At 65.0% G+C, this 25,539-nt stretch carries 20 protein-coding genes; 7 read left to right on the top strand and 13 right to left on the bottom strand.

What is annotated here, in order from left to right:
* Positions 1–97: 97 nt before the first annotated feature.
* The gene (locus BM171_RS09235) at positions 98–1,924 is read right to left on the bottom strand and encodes an ABC transporter ATP-binding protein (protein WP_093010900.1); all 1,827 of its coding nucleotides are present in this window, start codon (positions 1,922–1,924) and stop codon (positions 98–100) included.
* A 215-nt stretch (positions 1,925–2,139) separates the two neighbouring features.
* Here BM171_RS09235 and BM171_RS09230 point away from each other — a divergent pair, with 215 nt between their 5' ends.
* The 3 genes from BM171_RS09230 to BM171_RS09220 all read left to right on the top strand — a co-directional run bounded on the left by BM171_RS09230 (position 2,140) and on the right by BM171_RS09220 (position 5,956).
* Positions 2,140–3,846, top strand: a complete 1,707-nt coding sequence (locus BM171_RS09230; protein WP_093010897.1) for a peptide ABC transporter substrate-binding protein — start codon at positions 2,140–2,142, stop codon at positions 3,844–3,846.
* A gap of 99 nt (positions 3,847–3,945) precedes the next feature.
* Positions 3,946–4,983, top strand: coding sequence for an ABC transporter permease (locus BM171_RS09225; protein WP_093010894.1), 1,038 nt, complete (start codon positions 3,946–3,948; stop codon positions 4,981–4,983).
* Positions 4,976–5,956 carry an ABC transporter permease gene (locus tag BM171_RS09220; protein WP_093010891.1) on the top strand — a complete coding sequence of 327 codons (981 nt, stop codon included), beginning with the start codon at positions 4,976–4,978 and terminating at the stop codon, positions 5,954–5,956. The genes BM171_RS09225 and BM171_RS09220 overlap by 8 nt, the downstream gene beginning before the upstream one ends.
* Positions 5,957–6,045: 89 nt before the next feature.
* On the opposite strand, the gene BM171_RS09215 is transcribed toward BM171_RS09220, so the two are convergent.
* The 4 genes from BM171_RS09215 to BM171_RS09200 all read right to left on the bottom strand — a co-directional run bounded on the left by BM171_RS09215 (position 6,046) and on the right by BM171_RS09200 (position 11,141).
* Positions 6,046–7,344, bottom strand: a complete 1,299-nt coding sequence (locus BM171_RS09215; RefSeq protein ID WP_093010888.1) for a DUF3422 family protein — start codon at positions 7,342–7,344, stop codon at positions 6,046–6,048.
* Positions 7,345–7,557: 213 nt separating this feature from the next.
* Complete coding sequence (locus BM171_RS09210) at positions 7,558–8,994, bottom strand: NAD(P)(+) transhydrogenase (Re/Si-specific) subunit beta (RefSeq protein ID WP_093010885.1); 1,437 nt, start codon at positions 8,992–8,994, stop codon at positions 7,558–7,560.
* A gap of 15 nt (positions 8,995–9,009) precedes the next feature.
* Positions 9,010–10,584 (bottom strand): Re/Si-specific NAD(P)(+) transhydrogenase subunit alpha, encoded by a 1,575-nt coding sequence (locus BM171_RS09205; protein ID WP_093010882.1) that lies wholly within the window; start codon positions 10,582–10,584, stop codon positions 9,010–9,012.
* 125 nt (positions 10,585–10,709) lie between these two features.
* Complete coding sequence (locus tag BM171_RS09200; RefSeq protein WP_093010879.1) at positions 10,710–11,141, bottom strand: methyltransferase family protein; 432 nt, start codon at positions 11,139–11,141, stop codon at positions 10,710–10,712.
* A gap of 123 nt (positions 11,142–11,264) precedes the next feature.
* Here BM171_RS09200 and BM171_RS09195 point away from each other — a divergent pair, with 123 nt between their 5' ends.
* Both BM171_RS09195 and BM171_RS19340 read left to right on the top strand, forming a co-directional pair.
* Positions 11,265–12,017, top strand: coding sequence for an SDR family NAD(P)-dependent oxidoreductase (locus BM171_RS09195; RefSeq protein WP_093010876.1), 753 nt, complete (start codon positions 11,265–11,267; stop codon positions 12,015–12,017).
* A 278-nt stretch (positions 12,018–12,295) separates the two neighbouring features.
* Positions 12,296–14,947, top strand: a complete 2,652-nt coding sequence (locus BM171_RS19340; protein WP_093010873.1) for a Hint domain-containing protein — start codon at positions 12,296–12,298, stop codon at positions 14,945–14,947.
* A gap of 3 nt (positions 14,948–14,950) precedes the next feature.
* Here the strand turns inward: BM171_RS19340 and BM171_RS09185 are convergent, their stop codons facing one another.
* From BM171_RS09185 to BM171_RS09155, 7 genes are all read right to left on the bottom strand, one after another.
* Positions 14,951–15,733 (bottom strand): gamma-glutamyl-gamma-aminobutyrate hydrolase family protein, encoded by a 783-nt coding sequence (locus BM171_RS09185; protein WP_093010871.1) that lies wholly within the window; start codon positions 15,731–15,733, stop codon positions 14,951–14,953.
* Positions 15,734–15,800: 67 nt separating this feature from the next.
* Positions 15,801–16,229, bottom strand: a complete 429-nt coding sequence (locus BM171_RS09180; RefSeq protein ID WP_093010868.1) for a GlcG/HbpS family heme-binding protein — start codon at positions 16,227–16,229, stop codon at positions 15,801–15,803.
* 136 nt (positions 16,230–16,365) lie between these two features.
* Positions 16,366–18,507, bottom strand: a complete 2,142-nt coding sequence (locus BM171_RS09175; protein ID WP_093010866.1) for a malate synthase G — start codon at positions 18,505–18,507, stop codon at positions 16,366–16,368.
* Between the two features lie 133 nt (positions 18,508–18,640).
* A complete protein-coding gene (locus tag BM171_RS09170) occupies positions 18,641–19,171 on the bottom strand; it encodes an adenine phosphoribosyltransferase (RefSeq protein ID WP_093010864.1) in 531 nt (176 codons plus the stop codon).
* Between the two features lie 28 nt (positions 19,172–19,199).
* Complete coding sequence (locus BM171_RS09165; RefSeq protein WP_093010861.1) at positions 19,200–20,069, bottom strand: S-methyl-5'-thioadenosine phosphorylase; 870 nt, start codon at positions 20,067–20,069, stop codon at positions 19,200–19,202.
* 253 nt (positions 20,070–20,322) lie between these two features.
* Entirely contained in the window at positions 20,323–21,075 is a 753-nt protein-coding gene (locus BM171_RS09160) for an EcsC family protein (protein WP_093010858.1), read from the bottom strand.
* 31 nt (positions 21,076–21,106) lie between these two features.
* Positions 21,107–21,592, bottom strand: a complete 486-nt coding sequence (locus BM171_RS09155; protein WP_093010855.1) for a GNAT family N-acetyltransferase — start codon at positions 21,590–21,592, stop codon at positions 21,107–21,109.
* A 145-nt stretch (positions 21,593–21,737) separates the two neighbouring features.
* On the opposite strand from BM171_RS09155, the gene BM171_RS09150 reads away from it, so the two are divergent.
* Both BM171_RS09150 and BM171_RS09145 read left to right on the top strand, forming a co-directional pair.
* Positions 21,738–22,343, top strand: a complete 606-nt coding sequence (locus BM171_RS09150) for a flavin reductase family protein (protein ID WP_172975005.1) — start codon at positions 21,738–21,740, stop codon at positions 22,341–22,343.
* Positions 22,344–22,503: 160 nt separating this feature from the next.
* The gene (locus tag BM171_RS09145; RefSeq protein ID WP_093010851.1) at positions 22,504–23,151 is read left to right on the top strand and encodes a CatB-related O-acetyltransferase; all 648 of its coding nucleotides are present in this window, start codon (positions 22,504–22,506) and stop codon (positions 23,149–23,151) included.
* Between the two features lie 148 nt (positions 23,152–23,299).
* Here the strand turns inward: BM171_RS09145 and ptsP are convergent, their stop codons facing one another.
* Entirely contained in the window at positions 23,300–25,537 is a 2,238-nt protein-coding gene (gene ptsP / locus BM171_RS09140) for a phosphoenolpyruvate--protein phosphotransferase (RefSeq protein WP_093010849.1), read from the bottom strand.
* Positions 25,538–25,539 lie beyond the last annotated feature (2 nt).

Here is a 25,539-nt window from a genome sequence, read left to right as displayed (position 1 = left end):
TAAGCAGCCGTGGATTCTACAGCCCCAAGTAGAGGGCCGAGCTAATTCTTGATAACTCAAGCCATACTTACTGTGAAGCAAGAAATGTTTCGTCCCCTCAATACCCACTCTCACTCACCAGCACCCGGTGCCCCGGTCCGACCTCCCGGTACTCGTTCGCCACAGGCTCATACCCCACCGGATGTATCGGTGACGGGATCGGCTTGAAGTTCAGATCCCGCTCGGACTTGCGCCTCTCGGGGTCGGCGATGGGCACCGCCTTCATCAGCGCCTGCGTATAGGCGTGCTGGGGGTTCTCGAAGACCGCGCGGCGGGGGCCGATCTCCACGATCCGGCCGAGATACATCACGCCCACATGGTGCGAGACGCGCTCCACCACCGCCATGTCGTGGCTGATGAAGAGGTAGGAGAGGCCGAGCTCCGCCTGCAGCTCCATCATCAGGTTCACCACCTGCGCCTGCACCGAGACGTCGAGCGCGGAGACCGCCTCGTCCGCGACGATGAGCTTGGGATTGAGCGAGAGCGCCCGCGCGATGGCGATGCGCTGGCGCTGCCCGCCCGACAGCTCGTGCGGATAGCGGCGCATGAAGCTGCGCGGCAGCTCCACCCGGTCGAAAAGATCCTCCACCTTCCGGGCGATCCCGGCCTTGTCGAGACCCATCCCGCCGAAATTGTGGAGGGGCTCGGCCACCTGGTCGGCAAGCTGCATCTGCGGATTGAGCGAGGCGAAGGGATCCTGGAAGATCATCTGCATGTCGCGCCGCGCTTTACGCAGATCGCGGTCGTTCAGCGCCATGATGTCCGTGCCGCCGAGATCGATCTTGCCCGAAAGCGGCTCCACCAGCCGCAGGATGGAGCGCCCGGCGGTCGACTTGCCGCAGCCCGACTCGCCCACGAGGCTCAGCGTCTGGCCCTTGTTGATGGTGAAGGACAGATCCTCCACCGCGTGCACGTTCGCGACCGTGCGCCGGAAGAAGCCCCCCTGCACCGCGAACCGGGTCGTCAGGTTCTCGACGCGCAAGAGCGGCTCCTCCGTGCCGGGGATCGGATCGAGGGTCTGATCCTCGCGGCCCACGAGCTTCATCGGCGCGGGCGCGTCGGTACCCGACATCTCCCCAAGGCGCGGCACTGCGGCGAGCAGCGCTTGCGTGTAAGGGTGCTGGGGATGCGCGAAGATCTCCGCGACCGGCCCCTCCTCCACTTTCTCCCCGCGGAACATCACGATGACGCGGTCGGCCATCTGCGCGACCACGGCCATGTCATGGGTGATGAACATCACCGCGGTGCCGGTCTCGCGTTTCAGCCGGTCGATCAGCGCCAGGATCTCCGCCTGGATCGTCACGTCGAGCGCGGTGGTCGGCTCGTCCGCGATCAGAAGGCGCGGCTTGCAGGCGAGCGCCATCGCGATCACGACACGCTGGCGCATCCCCCCCGACAGCTCGTGCGGATATTGCTTGAGCCGGCGTTCGGGTTCGGGAATGCGGACCTCGCGTAACAGCTCGAGCGCCCGCGCCTCCGCCGCGCTCCGCGACATGCCGCGATGGACGCGGAGGCCCTCGGTGAGCTGGCGTCCGACCGTGAAGACGGGGTTCAGGGCCGTCATCGGCTCCTGGAAGATCATGCCGATCTCGTTGCCCCGGATCGTCCGCATCAGGTCCTGATGCGTCGTGGCAAGGTCGATCTCGCCGCCTTCCTTGCGGTCGAAGACGAGCTTGCCACCCGCGATGTCGCCGCCCGAGAACTCGATCAGCCGCATCAGCGAGAGCGAGGAGACCGACTTGCCGGAGCCCGACTCGCCGACGACGCAGACCGTCTCGCCCGGTGCGATGGAGAAGGACACGTCCTTGACCCCGACCACCGTGCCGGACTTCGTCTCGAACTGGACGCGCAGGTTCTCGATCCGTGCGATGGGGGTGTCGAGCATGGCTCCGGCTCCGTCTGGCGATCTGGTCCGCTGACGCTAGAGGCAGTGTCGTCAAACTGTCAAACCTTGCCATCGGTGCGGCGTCTCAAAGCTTGCAATCTTCCGAAACTCTGCTTTCGATAAAGCCATTGCCCACCCTCGGCGCTTCCGGCCCGACAAGAGGCAGACAAGAAAACCCGGCCAAAAAGGTCGGGTCCAACACGGGAGAGATATCCATGAAACTCAAGACCATGCTCCTCGGAGCGGTGGCAACGACCGCCTTCGCGCCGGCGGCGTTCGCCGAGCGCGGCTCGGACGGCCAGGTGAATATCATCTACTGGCAGGCCCCCTCGATCATGAACCCCTACCTGTCGGGCGGCACCAAGGACATCGAGGCCGCGAGCCTCGTGATCGAACCGCTCGGCCGGTATGACGAGACCGGCGCGCTCGTGCCCTACCTCGCCGAAGACATCCCCACCGTCGAGAATGGTGGCGTCTCGGAGGACCTGACCCAGATCACCTGGACGCTGAAAGAGGGCCTTCTGTGGTCCGATGGCAGCCCCGTGACCGCCGAGGACGTCGTGTTCACCGCCGAGTACTGCATGGCCCCCGAGGGCGGCTGCGCCCAGCGTGCCAAGTTCGACGGCGTCTCCTCGGTCGAGGCCCTCGACGAGCGCACGGTGCAGGTCACATTCGAGAGCCCCAAGCCCAACCCCTATGGCCCCTTCATGGGCGGGCAATCCCCCATCATCCAGAAAGCGCAGTTCGAGAACTGCCTCGGTGCGAACGCCTCCTCCTGCACCGAAGAGAACTTCAACCCGATCGGCACCGGCCCCTTTGTCGTCACGGATTTCCGCCCGAACGACGTGATCTCGCTCGAGGCCAACGAGAATTACCGCGATCCGGAGAAGCCCGCCTTCGCATCGGTGAACTTCAAGGGCGGCGGTGACGCCGTGGCCGCCGCACGCGCGGTGCTCGAGACCGGCGAATACGACTACGCCTGGAACCTGCAGCTGGCGCCCGACGTGCTCGAGCAGATGGCCGCCGCCGGCCAGGGCGAACCCATCGCCGCCTTCGGCACGCTGGTCGAGCGGATCGAGATGAACCTCACCGATCCCTCGCCCGACCTGCCCGAAGGCGAGCGCTCCACGGTCGCGCATCCGCACCCGATCCTGTCTGATGAGCGGGTCCGCCGCGCGCTGTCCATGGCGATCGACCGCGAACTTCTGGTCGAGGTCGGATATGGCCAGGCCGGCCGCGCCACCTGCAATCTCGTGCCCGCGCCCGAGCTTTACGCCTCCGACAACACCGAATGCCTGACGCAGGATATCGAGGGCGCCAAGGCTCTGCTGGAGGAAGCCGGCTGGACCGACGGGAACGGCGACGGCATCCGCGAGAAGGACGGCATGGATCTCAGCCTCGTCTACCAGACCTCGACCAACGCCGTGCGCCAGGACTTCCAGGCGCTGATCAAGCAATGGTGGACCGAGATCGGCGTCGAGACCGAGCTGCGCAACATCGATGCCTCGGTCTTCTTCGGCGGCGATCCGGGCAGCCCGGACACGTTCCAGAAGTTCTACGCGGACGTGGAAATGTACGCGAACAACTTCGACGGCACGGATCCGCAATCCTACCTCGCCATGTATCGCTGCGGCAACGAGCCGAAGCCGTCCTCGCAATGGCAGGGCGAGAACATCAACCGCTTCTGCAACGAGGAATACGATGCGCTCCTCGATGAGCTGGCCCAGACCGGCGAGCTCGAGAAGCGCGGCGAGATCGCCAAGCGCCTCAACGAAATCATCACCAAGGAAACGATGACTATCGTTCCCCTGGTGGATCGCGGCCGGGTCTCGGCGCGCTCCAACACGCTGGGCGGCGTTGTCCTCAACACCTGGGACAGCGAGCTCTGGAACGCGGCCGACTGGTACCGCATCGAGGAGTGATCCTCACGTCGGGGCGCGCGAGCAACGCGCGCCCCGAACCTCCGCGTCGGGTGACGCCCAGCCCAGCCCCTCACCGCCTCCAAGAACGGCCGACACCCCATGCTGACCTATACGATCCGACGACTTGTCCTCGCGGTGCCGACGCTGCTCTTCATCAGCTTCGCCATCTTCATGCTTTTGCAGCTCGCGCCCGGCGATCCGATGGCGCAGGTGCCGCTGACCGTCCCGCCCGAGGTGAAACAGCAGATGCGCGAGGCGCTCGGCCTCGGTGAGCCGCCGCTCGTGCAATACTGGAAATGGCTGGTGCAGGTCTTCTGGATCGAGCCTCAGGTCTTCATCGACTGGGTGACACGCGAGTCCTGGCTTCTGGGCTGGCTGCCCGACACGCAGCTGTATCAGAACGAGCTCAGGGTGATCTCCTGGCAGACGCGCTCTCCGGTGATGGACATCGTGATCCAGCGCCTGCCGCAGACCATGTGGGTCGTGGGCCTCGCCTACGTCGTGGGCGTGCTGATCGCGCTGCCGATCGGCGTCTATTCAGCCTACCGGCAATACTCGGTGTTCGACCAGGCGGGCACGTTCGTCACAATGATCGGCTTCTCGATCCCGCCATTCTTCACCGGACCGCTCCTGATCGTGATCTTCTCGGTGAGCCTCGGCTGGTTCCCCTCGATCTACGACACGACCCATGTCGTGAACGACTGGGCGAGCTTCAAGGTCCAGCTTCAGCAGATGGTCATGCCGGTCATGGTGCTGGCGCTGCAGACGACCGCGCAGATCTCGCGCTACATGCGCGCCTCGATGCTCGACAATCTCGGCGCCGATTACGTGCGCACGGCGCGCGCCAAGGGCCTTTCCGAAGCGGTGGTGGTTACGATCCACGTCCTGCGCAATTCAATGATCCCCGTCGTCACCGTGATCGCGCTCGGCGTGCCCGCGATCTTCGGCGGCGCGATCATCACCGAAAACGTCTTCAAGGTGAACGGGATCGGCCAGCTTCTTATCACCGCGCTCTTCGCCAACGATCTGCCGATGGTGATGACGCTGACATTCATCTTCGCCTTCCTCATCGTGATGTTCAATCTCATCGCAGATGTGCTCTACGGCGTGCTCGACCCCAGGATCCGCTATGACTGAGCCTGTCCCCGCCTCCCCCGTCGCGATCGACGCGCTGGCCGACGAAGGCCCGCTCGAGCCGCCCCGCAGCCAATGGGTCGATGTCTGGCAGCAATTCACCCGGCACAAGGGCGCGATGATGGGCGGGGCTTTCCTCGTGTTCATCACGCTCGCGGTGCTGGTCGGCCCGTGGATCTTGACGCTCGATCCGCAAACCCTCGATATTCGCAACAAGGATCTGCGCCCGATCTATACGATCATCTGGGATGGCAGCGCTAAGGTGTCCTGGGCGCACCCGTTCGGCACGGACAATCTTGGCCGCGATCAACTCGCGCAGATGATCGCGGGAGGGCGCGCCTCGATGGCGGTCGGCTGGGCGGCGATGGTGCTGTCCTTGCTGATCGGCACGGCGGTGGGTGTTGTCGCGGGCTATTTCAAACGCCTCGACGGCATCCTCATGCGCCTTACGGACTTGTTCCTGTCGCTGCCGATCCTGCCGCTCCTTCTCGTGGCGGTGACGCTCTTCCGTCAGCCGCTGCGCGCCAATTTCGGCCCCGAGGGGGGCATGTTCATCCTGATCGTGACGGTGATCGGCCTGACATCCTGGATGCCTACGGCACGGATCGTGCGCGGCGATATCCTCGCGCTCAAGGAACGCGAGTTCATCCTCGCCGCGCGCTCCATCGGCACCACGAGCGGCAAGATCATCCGCCGCCACCTTCTGCCGAACGTTCTCTCGCCGATCATGGTCTCGGCAACGCTCGGCCTTGCCACCGCGATCATCACCGAAAGCGCGCTGTCCTTCCTCGGCGTGGGCTTCCCTTCCGATTACCCGACCTGGGGCAAGATGCTGGCCGACGCGGTGCCGCGCATGGTCGATTTTCCCGAACGCGTCATGCTGCCGGGGATCGCGATCTCGCTGACCGTGCTCTCGGTGAACTATCTCGGCGACGGCCTGCGCGACGCGCTCGACCCGCGCATCCGGGGACGCTGACGCGCCGCCCCTGCCCGTTTGGGTTGGCGAAAATACCGTGCGGGGGTCTGGGGGCGCAAAGCCCCCAGCGCGTGCCGCCGAAGCGCCGCTCAGAGCGTGGGGCCCTGCTTCTCCATCTGGATGCGGATGCGCCGGATCATCCACCAGACCGCGAGCACGACCGGCAAAACCACACCAGCGGTCAGCATCCCCCGCGACAATCCCACAGCTTCGGCCAGCGGATAGAGCAGATAGGCAGCAAGCGAGACCGCGTAATAGCTGATCGCAACCACCGACAAGCCTTCGACAGTCTTCTGCAGGCGCAGCTGCATATCGGCCCGCTGGTTCATGCTTTCCAGAAGCTGCTGGTTCTGCGCTGAGCGCTCGACCTCCACGCGCGTCCGCAAGAGATCGCCCGCCCGCATCGCCCGTTCGGCCATCGTGCCGAGCCGCCGCTCGGCGGATTTCACAGTTCGCATCGCCGGATCGTAGCGCCGCGTCATGAATTCACGGAAGGTCTGCCGCCCGTCCCAGCGCTCCTCGCGCAGCACGTCGATGCGCTGCTCGACGATGGCCTCGTAGGCTCCGGTCGCGCCCAGCCGGAAGGATGTCTGCGCGGAAAGAGCTTCAAGCTCGGCCGAGACCGCGAGCAGCGCCTTCAGCGTCTCCTCTGCCGGTGCCTCGCCTTGCGTCATCACCTCCATGAGGCGCGTAAGCTCGCTGTCGATCTCCCCCATACGCGGGCTGATCGCCTTCACGCGGGTAAAGCCGAGCATCGACATTGCCTTGTAGGTCTCGATCTCGGTGAGCCGCTGCACGATCCGCCCCACGCGCCGCTGCCCGACGCCCTGCCGGGTGAAGACGGCAAAGCGGGTATGCCCGGCCGGATCGATGCGGAAATCGCCCGCGATCACCGCCTCGTCGTCGATCACCGACGAGACCGCGAGGCTTTCGGGCACGAACCAATCGTCCAGAGGATCGGAGATGGCATCTCCCTCGGGCCGGATCTCGCACCGGATGAGGCAAGAGGTCACCCGCACGCCCGGCGCGTCGTCGAGCCATTCGCTGGGAAAGACCTCGAAATCCGCGGCGTCATAGGGGCGCTCGCCCAGCCCTTCGAGGAAAACGGTATAGGTGACGAACTCGGTATGCTGCTCCCATTTCAGCATATGCCGCCCGATCGCGCCCTGGAAATGCGTGGCGCCCGGCTGCGGATGCGGCGCGCCGTAGCGATCGAGCAAGTCCGTCAGGTGCCGCAGATCGAGCGACTTGTCGCGCGAGGCCGCGCCCTTGGCCTTCTTGATCGCCAGGAACACTGCGCGGCACGGCGTCTTGAGCGCGGGAAACGGCCGCGCATGCAGCTCGTTCGCGAGGCTGTATCGCAGGGGATGATCCTGAATCGGCGGCATGTCCGCACTCCTTGACTTAGCGGCAACGTAGCCTGCCAACTCAGATAGGGAAACAGAAAATATCTTTCGATCCAATGAGTTATGCGCGTACAACGGTATACTGCGCCTATTGAGGCGCACGCCTCCTTGAGTTTCGTCCATCGGGGCGGTGGAGCGCAAAAAAACGGGCACCGCGCGATGCGATGCCCATTTTCCCAGTAGCGTTCGGAGTGCTTAGCTGATCTTGCTCAGCAGCTCCGTGATCGTGGCTTTCGCGTCGCCGTAGAACATCCGCGTGTTGTCCTTGAAGAACAGCGGGTTCTCGATGCCGGAATAGCCCGTGCCCTGACCGCGCTTGCAGACGAAGACGTTCTTGGCCTTCCAGACTTCCAGAACCGGCATCCCGGCGATAGGCGAGTTGGGATCGTCCTGCGCCGCCGGGTTCACGATGTCATTGGAGCCGATGATGATGACGACATCGGTATCGGGGAAGTCGTCGTTGATCTCCTCCATCTCGAGCACGATGTCGTAGGGCACCTTCGCCTCGGCCAGAAGCACGTTCATGTGGCCCGGAAGGCGGCCTGCGACCGGGTGGATCGCAAAGCGGACCGTCTTGCCCTTGCCGCGCAGTTTCGATGTCAGGTCCGACACCGCGCCCTGCGCCTGTGCCACGGCCATGCCGTAGCCCGGCACGATCACGACGCTGTCCGCTTCCTCGAGCGCGGAGGCCACGCCATCGGCATCGATGGCCACCTGTTCGCCCTCGACCTCGGCCTGTGCGCCGCCGGAGCTGCCGCCCCAACCGCCCAGGATCACCGAGACGAAGCTGCGGTTCATGCCCTTGCACATGATGTAGGACAGGATCGCGCCCGAAGAGCCGACCAGCGCGCCGACCACGATCAGAAGATCGTTGCCGAGCGAGAAGCCGATCGCCGCCGCGGCCCAGCCCGAATAGGAGTTCAGCATCGACACGACGACCGGCATGTCCGCGCCGCCGATCCCCATGATCAGGTGATAGCCGATGAAGAAGGCCAGAAGCGCCATCAGGATGAGCGTCCAGGACCCCGATCCGCCGAGATAGAGCACCAGCATCAGGAGCGAGCCGAGCACGGCCGCGAGGTTGAGCATATGCCCGCCCGGCAGCTGCTTGGCCGAGGTGTCGACCTTACCGGCAAGCTTGCCGTAGGCAATGATCGAGCCGGTGAAGGTGACCGCGCCGATCCAGATGCCGAGGCTGAGCTCAACCATCAGGATGCCGATCTCCACCGGCGTCTTCTTGGCGACGAGCTCTGCGAAGTTGCCCTCGACACTCTCGCCGGCGGCTTTCGCCGCTTCGACCATGTTGATGGTGATGTCGGCGTTGAAGCCCACGAAGACCGCAGCGAGGCCGACAAGGCTGTGCATGGCCGCCACAAGCTCGGGCATCTGGGTCATCTGCACCTTGTTGGCGAGCTGCCAGCCGATCGCGCCGCCCAGCGCGACCAGCACGATCGAGACGAACCAAAGCCCCGATCCCGGCCCGATGAGCGTCGCCACGGTCGCGATGGCCATGCCGACGATGCCGTACCAGATCGCGCGTTTCGCGCTTTCCTGCCCGCTCAGGCCACCGAGCGAGAGGATGAAGAGAACTGCCGCGACCACATAGGCCGCCGTCGTGAATCCGAAATCCATAATCCTGCCTCCCGCTTACGATTTCTGGAACATGGCGAGCATGCGCCGTGTCACCATGAAGCCGCCGACGATGTTGATACCGGCCATGAAGACCGACACCGCGGCGAGCAGGATCACCAGGAACGAGCTCGATCCGATCTGCATGAGCGCGCCCAGGATGATGATCGACGAGATCGCGTTCGTGACCGCCATCAGCGGCGTGTGCAGCGAATGGCTGACGCCCCAGATCACCTGGAAGCCGACAAAGACCGACAGGACGAAGACGATGAAGTGCTGCATGAAGCTTGCGGGCGCGATAAGGCCCACCGCGAGGATCAGCACAGCCCCGACGCCCAGTAGCGCGACCTGCTGCTGGGTCTGCTTCTGGAATGCGGCCATCTCTTCGGCGCGCTTCTCCTCGGGGGTCTTTTCCTTTTCCTTGGGCTTGGGCTTCTGCGCCGCAATCGCCTTTGTCTTTGGCGGTGGTGGCGGGAAGGTCACCTCTTTCTCATGCGCGACGGTCGCGCCGCGGATGACATCGTCTTCCATGTTGTGATTGACCTGCCCGTCCTTCTCGGGGGTCAGGTCGGTCATCAGGTGACGGATGTTCGTGGCGTAGAGCAGCGAGGATTGCTTGGCCATCCGGCTGGGGAAGTCGGTATAGCCGATGATCGTCACGCCATTGTCGGTGACGATCTTCTTGTCCTTCTGCGTGAGCTTGCAATTGCCGCCCTTCTCGGCGGCAAGGTCGACGATCACCGAGCCCGGCTTCATCGCCTTGACCATGTCCTCGGTCCAGAGCTCCGGCGCTTCGCGGTTCGGGATGAGCGCCGTGGTGATGACGATGTCGACGTCGGGCGCGAGCTCGCGGAACTTGGCAAGCTGCGCCTCCCGGAATTCAGGCGAGGAGGGCTTGGCGTAGCCGCCCGATTCCGATCCGTCCTCCTGGTCTTCCTCGAAATCGAGATAGACGAATTCGGCGCCCATCGATTCCACCTGTTCGGCGACCTCGGGACGCACGTCGAAGGCCAGCGTGATCGCGCCGAGCGAGGTCGACGTGCCGATGGCGGCAAGGCCCGCCACGCCCGCGCCGACGATCAGAACCTTTGCCGGGGGAACCTTGCCCGCCGCCGTCACCTGCCCGGTGAAGAAGCGGCCGAAATTGTTGCCCGCCTCGATCACGGCGCGGTAGCCCGCGATATTCGCCATCGAGGACAGCGCGTCCATCTTCTGCGCGCGGGAAATCCGCGGCACCATGTCCATCGCGATGACGCTGGCGCCCTTGTCGGCTGCGGCCTTCATCAGGTCTTCGTTCTGGCCGGGCCAGAAGAAGGAGATCAGAAGCTTCTTCTCGGACAGCCGCTTGACCTCGGTATCGGTCGGCGGCTGCACCTTGGCGATGACATCGGCCTCCTTGTAGAGCGCCGCCGCGGTCTTGATGATCTCGACGCCGGCCTCCTCATAGGCGGCATCGGGGAAGCCGGCCTTGTCGCCCGCGCCCGTCTCGATCGCGCAATCGTAGCCGAGTTTCTGAAGCATCTTGGCGCTGTCGGGCGTCATCGCGACGCGCGCTTCGCCCTCCATCACCTCTTTGGGTGTTCCAATCTTCACGGATCTCGTCCCCTTTTCGGTCCATCGGTCTTGGTGCCAACGTAGAGCGCGGCGATGGCTGGAAGCCATACCCCTCGCCCGCGCACGCCGGATTGCTCGAACCTAGAGCATAGGTTCCGGCGGAGTTAAAGCCACCTATTCGTTTGTTGCGCGTATGCGTCGAATTCGGAAAGAAATGTAGCCTGGATGCGCTGCTCTTCGGGAAGGATGAAGCGGAGCTGAAGGATCATGGCAAGGACCGGCACAAGGATCAGACCGGGCAGCGAGCCCCAGTAGAGCGATGCGCCGAGCAATATCGCGACATCGGCCAGGTAGATCGGATTGCGGCTGAACCGATAAATCCCCGTTGTGACAAGGGCACTTGGCGCGTCGCCGGGAATGATGCTGGTGCGGTGACGGCGGAACTCGCGCGCTGCGAGCGCGATCACGCAGGCTCCAGCGAGCACGATGAGGGCTCCGACACTCTCCAGCGCGAAGTCAGGGCCGACACCACGAAAGAGCCAGGACAGCAGCAGCAGGCCCGCCAGCCATACGGGCGGCATGTCGATCCAGCGCATCCTCGGTCCCTCCGCATCCTGACGCGACGTCCAGCCTGCGCCAGCCATGCAGCGGCGGCAAGCGCCCTTGTGGCCGAAGCATCGCGGCTTCTAGGCTTCGCGCACTACCAAAGGAGGACCATCATGCATCTCGACGGCAAACACGCGCTCGTCACAGGCGGCGGAACCGGGATCGGCCTGGCCATAGCGCAGGCGCTCGCAGCGCAAGGGGCCCAAGTGACGATCACCGGGCGGCGCGAGGACCGCCTGCGGGCCGCCGAGACTGACCGGATCCACGGCATCGTCATGGACGTCTCGGACGAGACCTCGGTCGAAGACGGTGTCGCCGCCGCGGTCACGGCGCGCGGACCCGTGCAGATCTGCGTCGCCAATGCCGGCATCGCCGAGGGCCGCGCAATCCACAAGACCGACCTCGAGTTCTGGCGGCAGATGATGGGCATCAATCTCGACGGCTGCTTCCTGACGATACGCGCCTGCCTCGCGTCGATGCGGCAGACAGATTGGGGCCGCGTGATCGCCGTCTCCTCCATCGCGGGTCTGAAGGGCCTGAAGGGCGCACCGGCCTACTCGGCCTCCAAACACGGCATGATAGGGTTGATGCGTGGGCTCGCCGCCGATTACGCGGGCAAGCCCTACACGTTCAACGCGCTCTGCCCCGCCTATGTCGACACCGACATCGTGTCCTCGAATGTCGAGAAGATCATGGAGCGCACTGGCATGTCGGAGGCCGAAGCGCAGAAGGTCATGGTCGGCGTGAACCCGCATGGACGCCTTGTCACCTCCGAGGAGGTGGCCGAGGCCGCGCTGTTTCTCTGCGGCGAGAATTCGGGCAGCATGAACGGTCAGGCGATCCAGATCGCAGGCGGCGAATTGTAAAATCGTGCGCGGCGGAGCGCAGGCGAGCCATCCTCTTCCGCCGCTTTCTCGCCACATCTTCCGCGCCCCTGCCAGCGATCTTGCGAAACGCTCCCTCATAGGGGGCGTTTCATCGTTTCGCGACCATGGACTTTTCCAAGTTTAGACAGATTCCTCGCCAAATTTCGACATCGCCCGCGGCTAGTTCTGGTTAACAACGCTGCGGCCCGGCCGGAGCATTCTAACCGGCCGCGACGTCTCGTCAGAAGGACAGCGGCACAGAAGTGCAGAGCAGTCCCATGCCGACTTACACGTTCGATATCTATCTGACCGACCCGTTGGGCCAATTCGGCTCGAGCGCGGGTGCGACCCGCACCTGGAACGGAGCGGCGACGCCGAACGGGACGGCCGTGATCACCGACAACCAGTCCGGTGCCGGAGGTCTTAGGCTCGAGGATCTGGGCGCGGGCGAGACCGCGACCGCGACAGTCACGACACCGGGCGGCACCTCCACCAACGCGGTGGTCTACGCTGAAGAGGTCTGGACCGTCACCGATACCGTCAGCGGCGAGACGTTCCAGGTAGCGACCCTGCGCGTCGATTCTGGCCCCGCAACCGGCTTTTACACGCTGTCCGAGGAAACGCTCGTTGCGGGCCGCAGCTACACGATCAACCAGGTCGATACGACACCAAATGGCGCGGCCGGTGATCCCGTCTTCTCTTACGAGGACTACGCGGTCGGCTATGTCGACGGCACGTCCGGCGGCGATCTCATAGACTACGCCTATACCGACGGCGAAGGCGAAGGCATCGACGACGATACCGCCTCGCTCGGCGACACGATCGTCGCGGGCGCGGGCAACGACACGGTCTATGGCGGCTTTGGCTCGGATACGATCGAGGGCGGCGACGGCGACGATCTAATCTATGGCGGCAACGACACGCTGACCGGTCCCGGACCCGACCTCAGCGAGACGTTCCGCTGGAACGCGGTCGGAGGCAACGGAACGAACGTCGCCGGAGGTATCACCCAGAATACCGGTGGCGTCGATGTGACCGTCTCCTTCGCCAATACCGGCAACAACAACACGACCTTCCAGATCGACACCGACGATCCGCAATATGTCGGCGCGGAAGGGTTCAACCCGAACTCCTCGCTCTATCTTTTCGGAAACGGTGACGGACAGACCTCGGTCACGACGATCGATTTCGACGGCGCGAACGCCGATTACGAAGACCATGTCGAGAACCTGACCTTCATCATCAACGACGTCGACTGGGGCAGCGGCAACCATACCGACGTCGTCACGGTCAACGCGGTCGATATCAACGGCGATCCCGTCACGGTCACCCTGTCGCCCTATGGCGCCGATACGGTCAGCGGCAATACGGTCACCGCCTCCACGAACGCAAACACGGCGGCCCAGGCCGGTGGCGCCGTTCTGGTCGAGATCGCGGGTCCGGTCTCCTCTGTGTCGATCTCGTATGCCAACCAGCAATCCGGCACCCAGGGGATCTGGGTCACGGATATGAGATACGACGTGGTCCCGTCCGAGAACCAGGACGATGTCATCTCGGGCGGCGCGGGCAACGACACGATTTTCGGTGAAGGCGGAGACGACACCATCACCGGCGACGCCGGCGCGGACTCGCTCTCGGGCGGACGCGGCGACGATTCCCTTGTCGGCGGAGATGGCGACGACACGCTCGAAGGTGGCGAGGGCGCTGACACGCTTTCGGCCGGAGCGGGCATGGACTTCGCCTCCTACGCCTCGTCCGATGCCGGTGTCACGATCAACCTGGCCAACAACACCTTCTCGGGCGGCCACGCGACGGGCGATGTCAGCGAAGGCGGGATCGACGGGATCATCGGCTCGGATTTTGCCGACAGCCTGACCGGCTACGACCAGGAAGGCCCTGATTTCACGAATGAATTCTATGGCGGCCTCGGCAACGACACGCTGGACGGTGCGGGCGGCGCGGACAGGCTCTTCGGTGAGGAAGGCGACGATTCCATCATCGGCGGCACTGGCGCCGATACGCTAGATGGCGGCGCGGGCAACGACACGATCGAAGTGGCCCAGGGCGACGTGGTCTTCGGCGGCGACGGCGACGACCTGTTCCTGCTGACCGATCTCGGCGAGCCCGGCACCGACGGCATCAGCATCGACGGCGGCACCGGGGACCAGACCGGCGGCGACATTCTCGACCTGACGGGCGCTGCCGACCGCGGCACGCTCTCCTTCACCACCGACCCGATCACCGGCGAGAGTTTCGGCACCGTTCAGCTCTTCGACGGCTCGATCGTCACCTTCTCGAATATCGACCAGATCATCTGCTTCACGCCCGGCACGCGGATCCGCACCGCGGCAGGCTGGCGCGCGGTCGAGACGCTTGAGACCGGCGATCTGATCGCGACGCAGGAGTCGGGCCTCAGCCCCCTGCGCTGGATCGCCTCGGACCGGGTTCAGGGCGATGGAGACTTCGCGCCCGTGCTGATCCCCGCAGGCACACTGCCCGGCCAGTTCGGCGATCTGAAGGTCTCACCGCAGCACCGTATCCTGATGCGCGGCCCCGCCGCCGAGATGCTGTTCGGAGTGGACGAGGTCTTCGTTGCGGCGATCCACCTCGTCGGATGGCATGGCATCCGACGCGATCCGGCCCCCGCAGTCGAGTATTACCACCTCGCGCTGGCACGTCACGAAGTCATCTTCGCCGAAGGGGCGGAGACCGAAAGCTTCTTCGTCGGCAAAAGCGGCCTCGAGGGGATCTCGAAGATCAACCTTGCGCGGCTTTGGGCGGCCTTCCCGCATGTAGAGCGGAGCGAGGACGCCTATGGGCAGACCGCGCGGCTCTGTCTCAAGGCATTCGAGGCCAAGGCGCTGCTCGACCGGATCGCACCGCTCGAGCTTTACGCCCCACCCACGCGCGAGACGAAAGTCAGCGCCTGACCTTCAGGCGCTGATCTGGTCGGCGCGCTTCGGCTGCTTGCGCTCGGCCCATTCCCTCGCCGCGGCACCGAACGCCTGGAACAGCGGACGCGACACCGGATCGTTCGCCGCATCCCATTCGGGGTGCCATTGCACCGCGAGCGTGAAGCCCGGCGCGTCATCGATATAGGTCGCCTCGGGTGTGCCGTCCGGCGCATGTCCGTCGATCACGACCCGCGCGCCCGCGCTCTTGATCCCCTGCCCGTGAAGCGTGTTCGTCATCACTTCCCGTGCGCCGAGAATACGGTGGTACGGGCCGTTCTCGGTAAAGCTGACCTTGTGGCGCAGCGCGAATTTCTCTTCCAGCGTCCCATCAGGCGGCATCCGGTGGTTCATCCGGCCTGGCAGATCGCGGATCTCGGGATAGAGCGTGCCTCCCATCGCGACATTCACTTCCTGGAAGCCGCGGCAGACGCCAAAGACCGGCTGTCCGCGCTCGACGCAGGCCCGAACCAGCGGCAGGGCGATGGCATCGCGGTCACGGTCGAAAGCGCCATGCGCCTCGGTTGCTTCCTCGCCGTATTCCTCGGGATGCACGTTGGGCCGCCCCCCGGTCAGAAGAAACCCGTCACAGGCTTCGAGAAGCTCGGCCACCGAGACCACGCGCGGATCGGCCGGGATCAGAAGCGGCAGCCCCTCCGAGACGAGCGCCACCGCCTCGGAGTTCATCGTTCCGCCCGCATGGGCCGGATACTGATCGTTGATCAGGTGATGATTGGTGATGATCCCGATGACCGGACGGGTCATGACGGCCTCTTTCTTGCGAAATGGAACCCGTCATATGTAATCGAGAGCCCCCGCGAGGTGAAGCCCCTCAGACCTCCGCCTCGAGCCCGGCGGCCTCGATGCCCGCTTTGGCGGCAGCCGCGTCGTTGTCGGACGTATCTCCCGTCACCCCGACCGCGCCGAGAAGCCGGCCCTTGCCGTCACGCACCAGAACGCCGCCCGGAACCGGCACGAGCGCCCCGCCGAGCGCGCCATTGGCGCAGGCGATGAAGTAAGCCTGATCCTCCGCGCGCTTCATCTGCGCCGAGCCCGGCATGCCGAGCATCACCGCGCCATAGGCCTTGCCATGCGCGATCTGGTACCGCCCCGGGCTTGCCCCGTCCGAGCGTTCGAACGCGATCGGGTTACCGCCGCTATCGAGCACGATCACCGACAGCGGCTTCATCCCGGCCGCCTTTCCATGATCCAGCGTCTTGCGAATGATGGTGCGCGCCCGGCGCAACGAGATCTCGGCCATGTCGTCTCCTTTTCAACGCAGCAGGGACATGTGGACCCTGCCCGCGCCCCCCCATTTGGGTTGGCGAAAATACCACGGGGTGTGGGGCAGAGCCCCACCCGGATCCGGTCGGCCCCGCCGACCGGATCCGCCGGTCTCACCCCGCCGCCTTCAATTCAAGACGCCGGCGATGCAGCACCGGCTCGGTATAGCCCGAGGGCTGCGCGCGGCCCTTGAAGACCAGATCACAGGCCGCCTGGAACGCGATCCCGTCAAAGCCCGGCGCCATCGGCCGGTAGCCCGGATCGGAGGCGTTCTGCTTGTCCACCACCTCGGCCATGCGCTGCAACGTCTCCATCACCTCGTCCCGAGAGACGACACCGTGATGCAGCCAGTTCGCGATATGCTGCGCGGAGATGCGGCAGGTCGCGCGATCCTCCATGAGCCCGACATCGTCGATATCGGGCACCTTGGAGCAGCCGATGCCCTGATCGACCCAGCGCACCACGTAACCCAGGATGCCTTGCGCGTTGTTCTCGATCTCGCGGCGCACCACGTCCTTCTCCCAGTTGCGGCCCTCGGCCACCGGGATCGTCAAAAGCGCGTCGAGACCCGAACGCGGCCCGCCCTTGGCAAGCGCGTCCTGCCGGGCGGCGACATCGACCTCGTGGTAATGCGTCGCGTGCAGGGTCGCCGCAGTCGGCGACGGCACCCAGGCGCAAGTCGCGCCGGATTTTGGATGGCCGATCTTCGCCTCCAGCATCGCCGCCATCCGATCGGGCATGGCCCACATCCCCTTGCCGATCTGCGCCCGGCCCTTCAGTCCGCAGGCAAGACCGATATCGACATTGCGATCCTCGTAGGCAGCGATCCACTCGCTCCCCTTCATCTCGCCCTTGGGCACCATCGGGCCAGCTTCCATCGCGGTGTGAATCTCGTCACCCGTCCGGTCGAGAAAGCCGGTATTGATGAAGGCCACCCGGTGTTTCGCGGCCCGGATACACTCCTTGAGGTTCGCCGAGGTGCGCCGCTCTTCATCCATGATGCCGAGCTTCACGGTGTATTGCTTGAGCCCCAGAACCGCCTCGACCTTGAGGAAGATCCGGTCTGCGAAAGCGACCTCGGCGGGTCCATGCATCTTCGGTTTGACCACGTAGACAGAACCGGCGCGGGAATTTCCGGCAGCTTCTTCCTTGAGATCGTGCATCGCGATCAGCGTCGTGATCATCGCGTCCATCAGCCCCTCGAAGACTTCGTTGTCTTCCGCATCGAGCATCGCGGGATTCGTCATCAAGTGGCCGACATTGCGCACGAGCATGAGCGCGCGGCCGGGCAGCGTGAGCCCGGCGCCATCGGGTGTCTCGTAGACGCGGTCAGGGTTCAGCCGGCGCGTCACTGTCTCTCCACCCTTCTCGAAACTCTCTTCGAGATCACGCTGCATCAGGCCGAGCCAATTGGAATAGGCGAGTGTCTTGTCCGGCCCGTCGACGCAGGCGACCGAATCCTCGCAATCCATGATCGCGGATACCGCGCTCTCGAGCTCCACATCCGCGAGGTTCGCAGGATCGGTCTTGCCGATGGCATGGGAGGGATCGACGACAAGCTCGATCTTCAGGCCGTTATTCTCCAGAAGATACCGCGTCGCGCCGTCTTCATTGCGCCAGCCCTTGAACTGCGCCGGATCGGCAAGCGGGCCGGTATCGGTGACGAGCGCGCCGCCTTCTACGGAATAAGCCGAGACGTCCTTGTGCGAGCCCGAGGCGAGCGGCACCGCCTTGTCCAGAAACTCCTTCGCCCAGGCGATGACCCGTGCCCCGCGTTCGGGATCGTAGCCCTTGCCTTCGGGCAGATCGCCCAGCGCATCGGTGCCGTAAAGCGCGTCATAGAGCGAGCCCCAGCGCGCATTCGCGGCGTTGAGCGCGAAGCGCGCATTGGTGATGGGCACGACGAGCTGCGGGCCGGCGATCTTCGCGATGGCGGGATCGACATTGCTCGTCTCGATCTCGAAATCGCCCCCTTCCGGCAAGAGATAGCCCAAATCCTCGAGAAAGGCGCGATAGGTCTGCATGTCCGAAATCTTGCCGGGATTGTCGCGATGCCAAAGGTCGATCTTGGACTGCATCTCCTCGCGCGTGGCGAGATGGGCGCGGTTCTCGGGCGTCATTTCGGCAACGAGTTCGGAGAAGCCTTTCCAGAAGGCATCCGCCGCGACGCCCGTGCCAGGCAGGGCGCGCTTTTCAAGGAACTCGGCGAGCCCTGCTTCGACCTTCAATCCTTCGCGGATCACGCGCTCGACCATGCTGTCCTCCCGTTTGTTCTCTCAGTCGCCGAGACATAAGCGCCGTGTTTCCGATAGGCAACTCGCGGACGTCCGGGCGCACCGCCGATTTCGCACTCGCAATCGGCCCCGCACTCTTCTTCGAGAGTGCGGCTCACGCACCGCCATAGGCGCACAGCGCATGGACCTCCATGCCCAGCGCCTCGAGCCGCTTGCGTCCGCCAAGGTCTGGCAGATCGACGATGAAGGCACAGCCGATAATCTCGGCCCCGAGCCGCTCGCACAGCTTGATACCAGCCTCGGCAGTGCCGCCGGTGGCGAGAAGATCGTCGACGATCAGCACTTTCTCGCCCGGCTGCAGCGCATCGTCATGCACCTCGACCACAGCCTCGCCGTATTCGAGCGTATAGCTTTCCGAGATCACCCGACCGGGCAGCTTGCCCTTCTTGCGAACCGGCACGAAGCCCGCCGAGAGCTGATGCGCGACCGCGCCGCCTAGGATGAAGCCCCGCGCCTCGAGGCCCACAACCTTGTCGAATCTCAGGCCCGCATAAGGATGCAGAAGCTGGTCGATCGCCATCCGAAACCCCCGCGGATCGGCGAAGAGCGTGGTGACATCGCGGAACATGATGCCTTCATGCGGAAAATCCGCGATCGTGCGGATATGGTCTTCGACCTTTGTCATCGTCTTGGCCTTTTTCGCAGGTATTCGGTCAGAGAACCCGGCCCGCCACAGCATCGAGCCGTGCGAGAAGCGCGGGATCGCGCGCAGCCGGTGCGGTTAGGATGGCGTGATCGAGCGCGCGGTCGCAGCCTTCTGGGCAGATCTCGGGCCGCGTGCCCAACAGATCCGGCAAGCGGCGGACCAGCGCGCGGGCATTCTCGGCATTGGAGGTCAGAACGCGCACAACGTCCGCGACGGTGACTGCGTCATGGCCCGGATGCCAGCAATCGTAATCCGTGACCATCGCGACCGTCGCATAACAAAGCTCGGCCTCGCGCGCGAGCTTGGCCTCGGGCAGGTTCGTCATCCCGATGACATCCGCGCCAAACGCCTCGCGGTAAAGGCGGCTTTCGGCATAGGTGGAGAATTGCGGCCCTTCCATCGCAAGGTAGGTGCCGCCTTCATGCACCGTGACGCCCGCTGCACGGCCCGCCTCGGCGGCGGCCTTCGAAAGCCGCGCGCAAGTCGGATGCGCGAAGGAGATATGCGCGACGCAGCCCGAGCCGAAGAACGAGGTCTGGCGCGCGAAGGTGCGGTCGATGAACTGCTCGACGATGACGAAATCGCCCGGCACCATCTCTTCGCGGAACGACCCGCAAGCCGAGACCGAGATGACGTCGGTCACACCGAGCCTCTTCAGCGCATCGATATTCGCGCGGTAGGGCACATCGGTCGGCGCATGGACGTGTCCGCGTCCGTGGCGCGGCAGGAAGGCCATCGGCTGCCCATCGAGCGTGCCGGTAAGGATGCGGTCGGAGGTCGGCCCCCAGGGCGTGTCCACCTGCACCCAGTCCGCATCCTCGAGCCCGTCCATGTCGTAGATGCCCGAGCCGCCGATGATCCCTAGCCGTGTGCTCATGCCTGTCCCCGCACCGTTCGGGCCAAGACAATCAGGTCGGATGACGCTTGGCAATGCGGCGCGGCCCAGGGGTCGGTCTGGCAGACAAAAAAGCCCGGCCGCCATTCAGGCACGGCCGGGCATCGAGTATTATATCATCGCGCAGAAGCCGTTCTGACCGATCTCCGGGCCGGGCCATTCTGACCCGCGCCGGCCGCGCATGGGCCGAATTTCCAGCCGCACCTGGTCTTCGCACATTAACCTTGCCGAAATGTTAAGGCCGCTCGGCGATCTTGGCGCGGAGCGCGGTCACCAGCGCGTCCCGGCTCTGGCCGCTGTCTTCGGCCAGACGTTTCAGGCCGAAATGCACCTGCGCCATCTCCTGGTAGTAGCTGGTATAGGCGTAATTCGTGGCCGCTCCGGCCGCGGCGCCCAGGATCGGAACCGTCTGGGCGGCAAGCTTCTGGCCGAGCACGGTGGCAAGACGCGGCGCGACGCGCCCGATGATCCCATGCACCGTCGCCCCGGTCAGCGTCACCCGCGCCGAAAGAAAGGCCATGTCCGCGCCATCATCGGCTTCGAGCGGGCCGGCAGAGCCGAAGACCAGGAGGCATTCCTTCGCGATCTCCGGATCGGACGCATCGTATCCGTGTTCCGCCGCGATGCCCTGGATCGCGCGCAACAGCACGGTCGTCGTGACCGGCAGTTCTGCCATCGCGGTCGGCAAGCCGCCCGCACCGCCCGCCGCGCCCATCGCGGTCGTCAGCGCGGTATTGAGCCAGCCTTGCTGGTCCGGCACCGACCTGCGCGACGAACTGGCGGCGCGCATCGCGATCTCGAGCGCACGGGTCGTCGCGCTCTCGAGCCGGTCCTTGACCCGGTCGGGCAATCGCTCGAGAAGGTTTTCCGCCTGGCTGCCGAGGATGTTCAGAACCTGCAGGCCAACGCCGCCCGCGCGTTCGTGGCGGCGGGCCAAGGCCGTGAGTTGCGCGTCATAGGCGCGCGGGACAAGATCGGTCGTCGTCATGACAGAAAGATCGGCGCGCTGGACGCGGCTTTCAAGCGGCGCGAGACACCTCTCCGCGGATTTCCGACCACGCGCCCTCCTCGAGCGCGAGCGCCAGCACGCGGTCCGGGTTTGTCGGAGGGGGCATCTCTACACCCTCCGCGCGGGTAAAGCCGAAGCGTGAGTAATAAGGCGCATCGCCGACAAGCAGGACACGCGGACAGATGGGCCGCGCCCGCTCGAGACTGTCGCGGATGAGCGCGCCGCCCACCCCTTCGCCCTGCGCGGTCGGATGCACCGCGACCGGACCGAGGAGCAGCGCCTCCGACCCGCCGACGCGCACCGGCCAGTAGCGGATCGCCCCTCCGATCGCCCCGCCGTCTTCCCAGACCGCGACCCGGCAGAGCGCGGCCACCGGGGCCACGTCCTCGCGGAGCCGATAGGACGAGAGCGCCGTCCGCCCCGGCGCGAAGCTCAGGTCGTAGAGCGCCTCGATTTCCCACCAGTCGCCCGGCTGTTCCTGTCTGAGCGTATACACCCGTGCCGCCCGCCTGCCCTCAAACGTTCGCCGGGCCTAGCATGACGCTCACGGCTCGGCAAACGGGCCGGGGCTTGCGGCCGGCGGCCGGGCGCGCTCTACGTTCGACCAAGCACACCGGACACCGATGCCGAGGAGACAGCCCATGTTCTACCGCCCCGAGGATGGCCACGGCCTGCCGCACAATCCCTTCAACGCGATCGTTACGCCCCGGCCCATCGGCTGGATATCGAGCCGCGGCGCGGATGGCCGCGAGAACCTTGCGCCCTATTCCTTCTTCAACGCCGTGGCCTACACGCCGCCGCAGGTGATGTTCGCCTCGACCTCGGCCAAGGAAGATCGCGGCGACACCAAGGACAGCGTCGCCAATATCCGCGAGACAGGCGTCTTTTGCGTCAATATCGTCGAATACGCGCTGCGGGACGCCATGAACCAAACCTCGGGGCCGTGGGACAAGGAGACCGACGAGTTCGAACTCGCGGAACTGGAGAAGGCAGAGTGCGAGACGATCGCCTGTTCTCGCGTCGCCGCCGCGCCCGCCAACCTCGAATGCCGCCTCACGCAAATCGTCAAGCTCGAGGGCGAGTCGAATTTCGCCGTCTTCGGCGAGGTGACCGGCGTGCACATGCGCGATGCCTGCATCGTCGACGGGATCTTCGACGTGCTGACCTTCAACCCTCTCTCGCGGATGGGCTATCGCGACTACACCGTGGTGCGCGAGAAGTTCGCGCTCAAACGGCCAGGCGATTGAAGGGCCAGCCAGAGAATTTTATCTAAAATTCTCTGGCACCGGGTGGGCTTTGATCTTTTGCGCGTGTCGCGGTAGAACTGAGCCAGCACCGATGGAGGGAGCGATGGACCAGCACCTTTGACCGAACCCAACTGACCTGTTCCGTCAAAGGAGGCATACCATGCCTGTCCATACGCTCGACCCGCGCCTCGCGCATCCCATCACCCTGCCCGATGGCACGTTGCACGAAGGCACCGTCAACCTGAGCGCCGTGATCGACCATCCCCGGATGGAGATCGGCGACTTTACCTACGCTTCCGATTTCGCCCCTCCTCCTCCGGACGGCTGGGCGGCACGTCTCGCACCGTATCTCTTCGATTTTGCCGAAGAGCGCCTCGTGATCGGGCGCTACTGCCAGATCGCCCACGGGGTGCGTTTCATCGGATCGGCGGCGAACCACGAGACCCGCGCGCTCACGAGCTTTCCCTTCCAGGTCTTCGATCCAACCCGGATGCACGGATATGCGTCAGACACTCGTGATACGATCGTCGGGAACGATGTCTGGCTCGGCTACGGCGCGCTCCTCTGTCCCGGCGCGCGCATCGGCAATGGCGTGTTCGTCGGCGCTGGCAGCGTGGTGCGGGGTGAGATCCCCGATTACGCGGTCGTCACCGGAAACCCGGCGCGCGTCACACGAATGCGCTTTTCGGAGAGCGAGATCGCGCGGCTGAACGCGCTTGCCTGGTGGGATTGGTCGCCCGAACGCGTCGCGCGGGCGGTACCGGCCCTGGAGGCGGGCGACGTCGCGGCGTTGGACGCCGTCGACTGAGATGGCGGGCGCCCGAGAATATTAGATAATATTCTCGGGCGTGACGCGCGGCATTGCCGGCTGCGGCACGCGCCAGATGGCATGACCTTGGATGAGCGCCTCCGCGTCCGGGGCCAAGCTCATTGCGCTCGGTTCGGGAAAAGCGTCGTCAGTCGAGCCCGCGCAGGTATTCGATGACCGCAGGACGGGCGCTTTGCGCCCCCTCGTCGCGAGCCGCGTCGATCACCGCTTTCAGATCCGCGAGATCGACCCGCATCATCAGGTGTTTCACCGGCCCGATAGAGGCGGGCCGCATGGACAGGGTCCTGAGCCCGATCGCGGCAAGGCAGAGCGCCTCGATCGGGCGGCCCGCATCCTCGCCGCAGAAGGACAAGGGGGTGTCGGTCTGCGCGCAGCGCGTCACGATCTCTTCCACGAAGGTCAGGAAGCAGCAATTCAGCGTGTCGTAGCGGCGACGCACCCGTTCGTTCTCACGGTCGGCAGCATAGAAGAACTGCTTGAGATCGTTGCCACCGATAGAGAGGAAATCGACCTCCTCGAAGAACCGGCGCGGCGCGTAAGCAAGGCTTGGTGTCTCGAGCATCGCGCCGATTTCGATCTTCTCGGGCACGGGATGGCCGAGACGGCGCTCGCGGGCGATGGTCTTGTCCATCTCTGCGCGCGCTGCGTAAAACTCGTCGAGCTGGGCGATGAAGGGGAACATCACCGTCAGCGGCCGCCCTTGCGCCGCGCGGAGCAGCGCCTGGAGTTGCATCCGCATAACGCCTGGTCGGTCGAGCCCTACGCGGATGGCGCGCCAGCCGAGCGCCGGGTTCGGTTCGTCATTGGGCTTCATGTAGGGAAGCACCTTGTCCGAGCCGATGTCGAGCGTGCGGAAATTCACCCGCTTGCCATGCGCGGCATCGAGCACGCGGGCATAGAGTGCCGCCAGTTCCGTGCGCTTGGGCATCTGGTTGCGGACGAGGAATTGCAACTCCGTCCGGAACAGGCCCACGCCTTCTGCGCCCGAGCTTTCAAGGCTCGGCAGATCGGCCATGAGCCCGGCATTCATGTTGAGGTGGATGCGACTGCCGCAGGCGGTCACGCACGCGGTCTCGCGGATCGAGGCGTAGCGCTCGAGCGCCTTGGTCTGCATCGCCATCTTGTCGCGGAACGCGCCGACGACTGTCTCGTCGGGACGCAGATGCACAACGCCCTGATCGCCGTCGACCATGATATGATCGCCGTTGAGCGCCTCGGTGGTGATCCCGCTGGCATGGATCACGAGCGGGATGGCCAGCGCCCGCGCGACGATGGCCGCGTGGCTTCCGACAGAGCCTTCCTCGAGGACGATGCCCTTGAGCGAGCGACCGTAATCCAGAAGCTCGCCGGGCCCGATATTGCGCGCAACGAGAATGGGATCGGGCGGCATCTCGGCGCCGGTCTCGTTGCCCTGCCCCGTCAGAAGTCGCAAAAGACGATTCGACAGATCGTCGAGATCCTGAAGCCGTTCTCGCAGGTAGGCATCCGTCGCCTGGGACATGCGCGCACGGGCGAGCGATTGCTGCTTCTCCACGGCGGATTCCGCTGAGAGACCGCGCTCGATGTCCTCTTCCATGCGCCGCAGCCAGCCCTTGGAGGACGCGAACATGCGATAGGCTTCGAGAACCGCGCGCTGCTCGGGATCCTGCGCAGAGGCCAGAAGATCATCGACCGAGACCTGCAAGGACTGCACTGCCTCGTCGAGCCGTTCTTTCTCGCGGGCCGGATCGTCGGCCACGAGGTTGGTGACGACGACGCGCGGCTCATGCAGCCACACATGGCCTTCCGCGGCGCCTTCCTGCCCCATCGTTCCGCGCAGAAGCCGCGGCTCGGTATGGCGGGCCGCCAGTGCCGCACCCTCGCCGACGAACGCGCCCAGCTCCGCCATCTCGGCGAGGACCATCGCCACAACCTCGAGCGCGTAGACCTCGTCCGAGGTGAATTCACGCGCCTGGCGCGACTGCACGACCAGAACGCCGAGCTTTTCACCGAGTCGCTGGATCGGAATGCCGAGAAAGGAGGAATAGATCTCCTCCCCGGTCTCGGGCATGTAGCGGAACCCCGCGGAGGACGGCGCATCCGCGGCGTTGATGATCCGGCCGGTGCGGGCGACGCGGCCCACGAGGCCCTCACCGAGTTTCATACGGGTCTTGTGGACGGCTTCGGCTTTCAGACCCTCGGTCGCGCACAGCTCGAGGGTGTTGTCGTCGCGAAAGAGATAGATGGAGCACACTTCGGTGCCCATCGAATCCGCCGTCAGATGGGTGATCTTGTCGAGCCGCGCCTGACCGGCCGCATCCTCGGCCATCGTGTCGCGCAGTCGGCGGAGGAGCTTGCGGCTCTCGCTTTCTAGACCATCCGGCATTC

This window comes from Roseivivax halotolerans, from assembly GCF_900115815.1.
Classification (GTDB): domain Bacteria; phylum Pseudomonadota; class Alphaproteobacteria; order Rhodobacterales; family Rhodobacteraceae; genus Roseivivax; species Roseivivax halotolerans.
The sequence above is the reverse complement of the archived record's forward strand: the minus strand, read 5'-3'. Positions and strand labels throughout refer to the sequence as shown.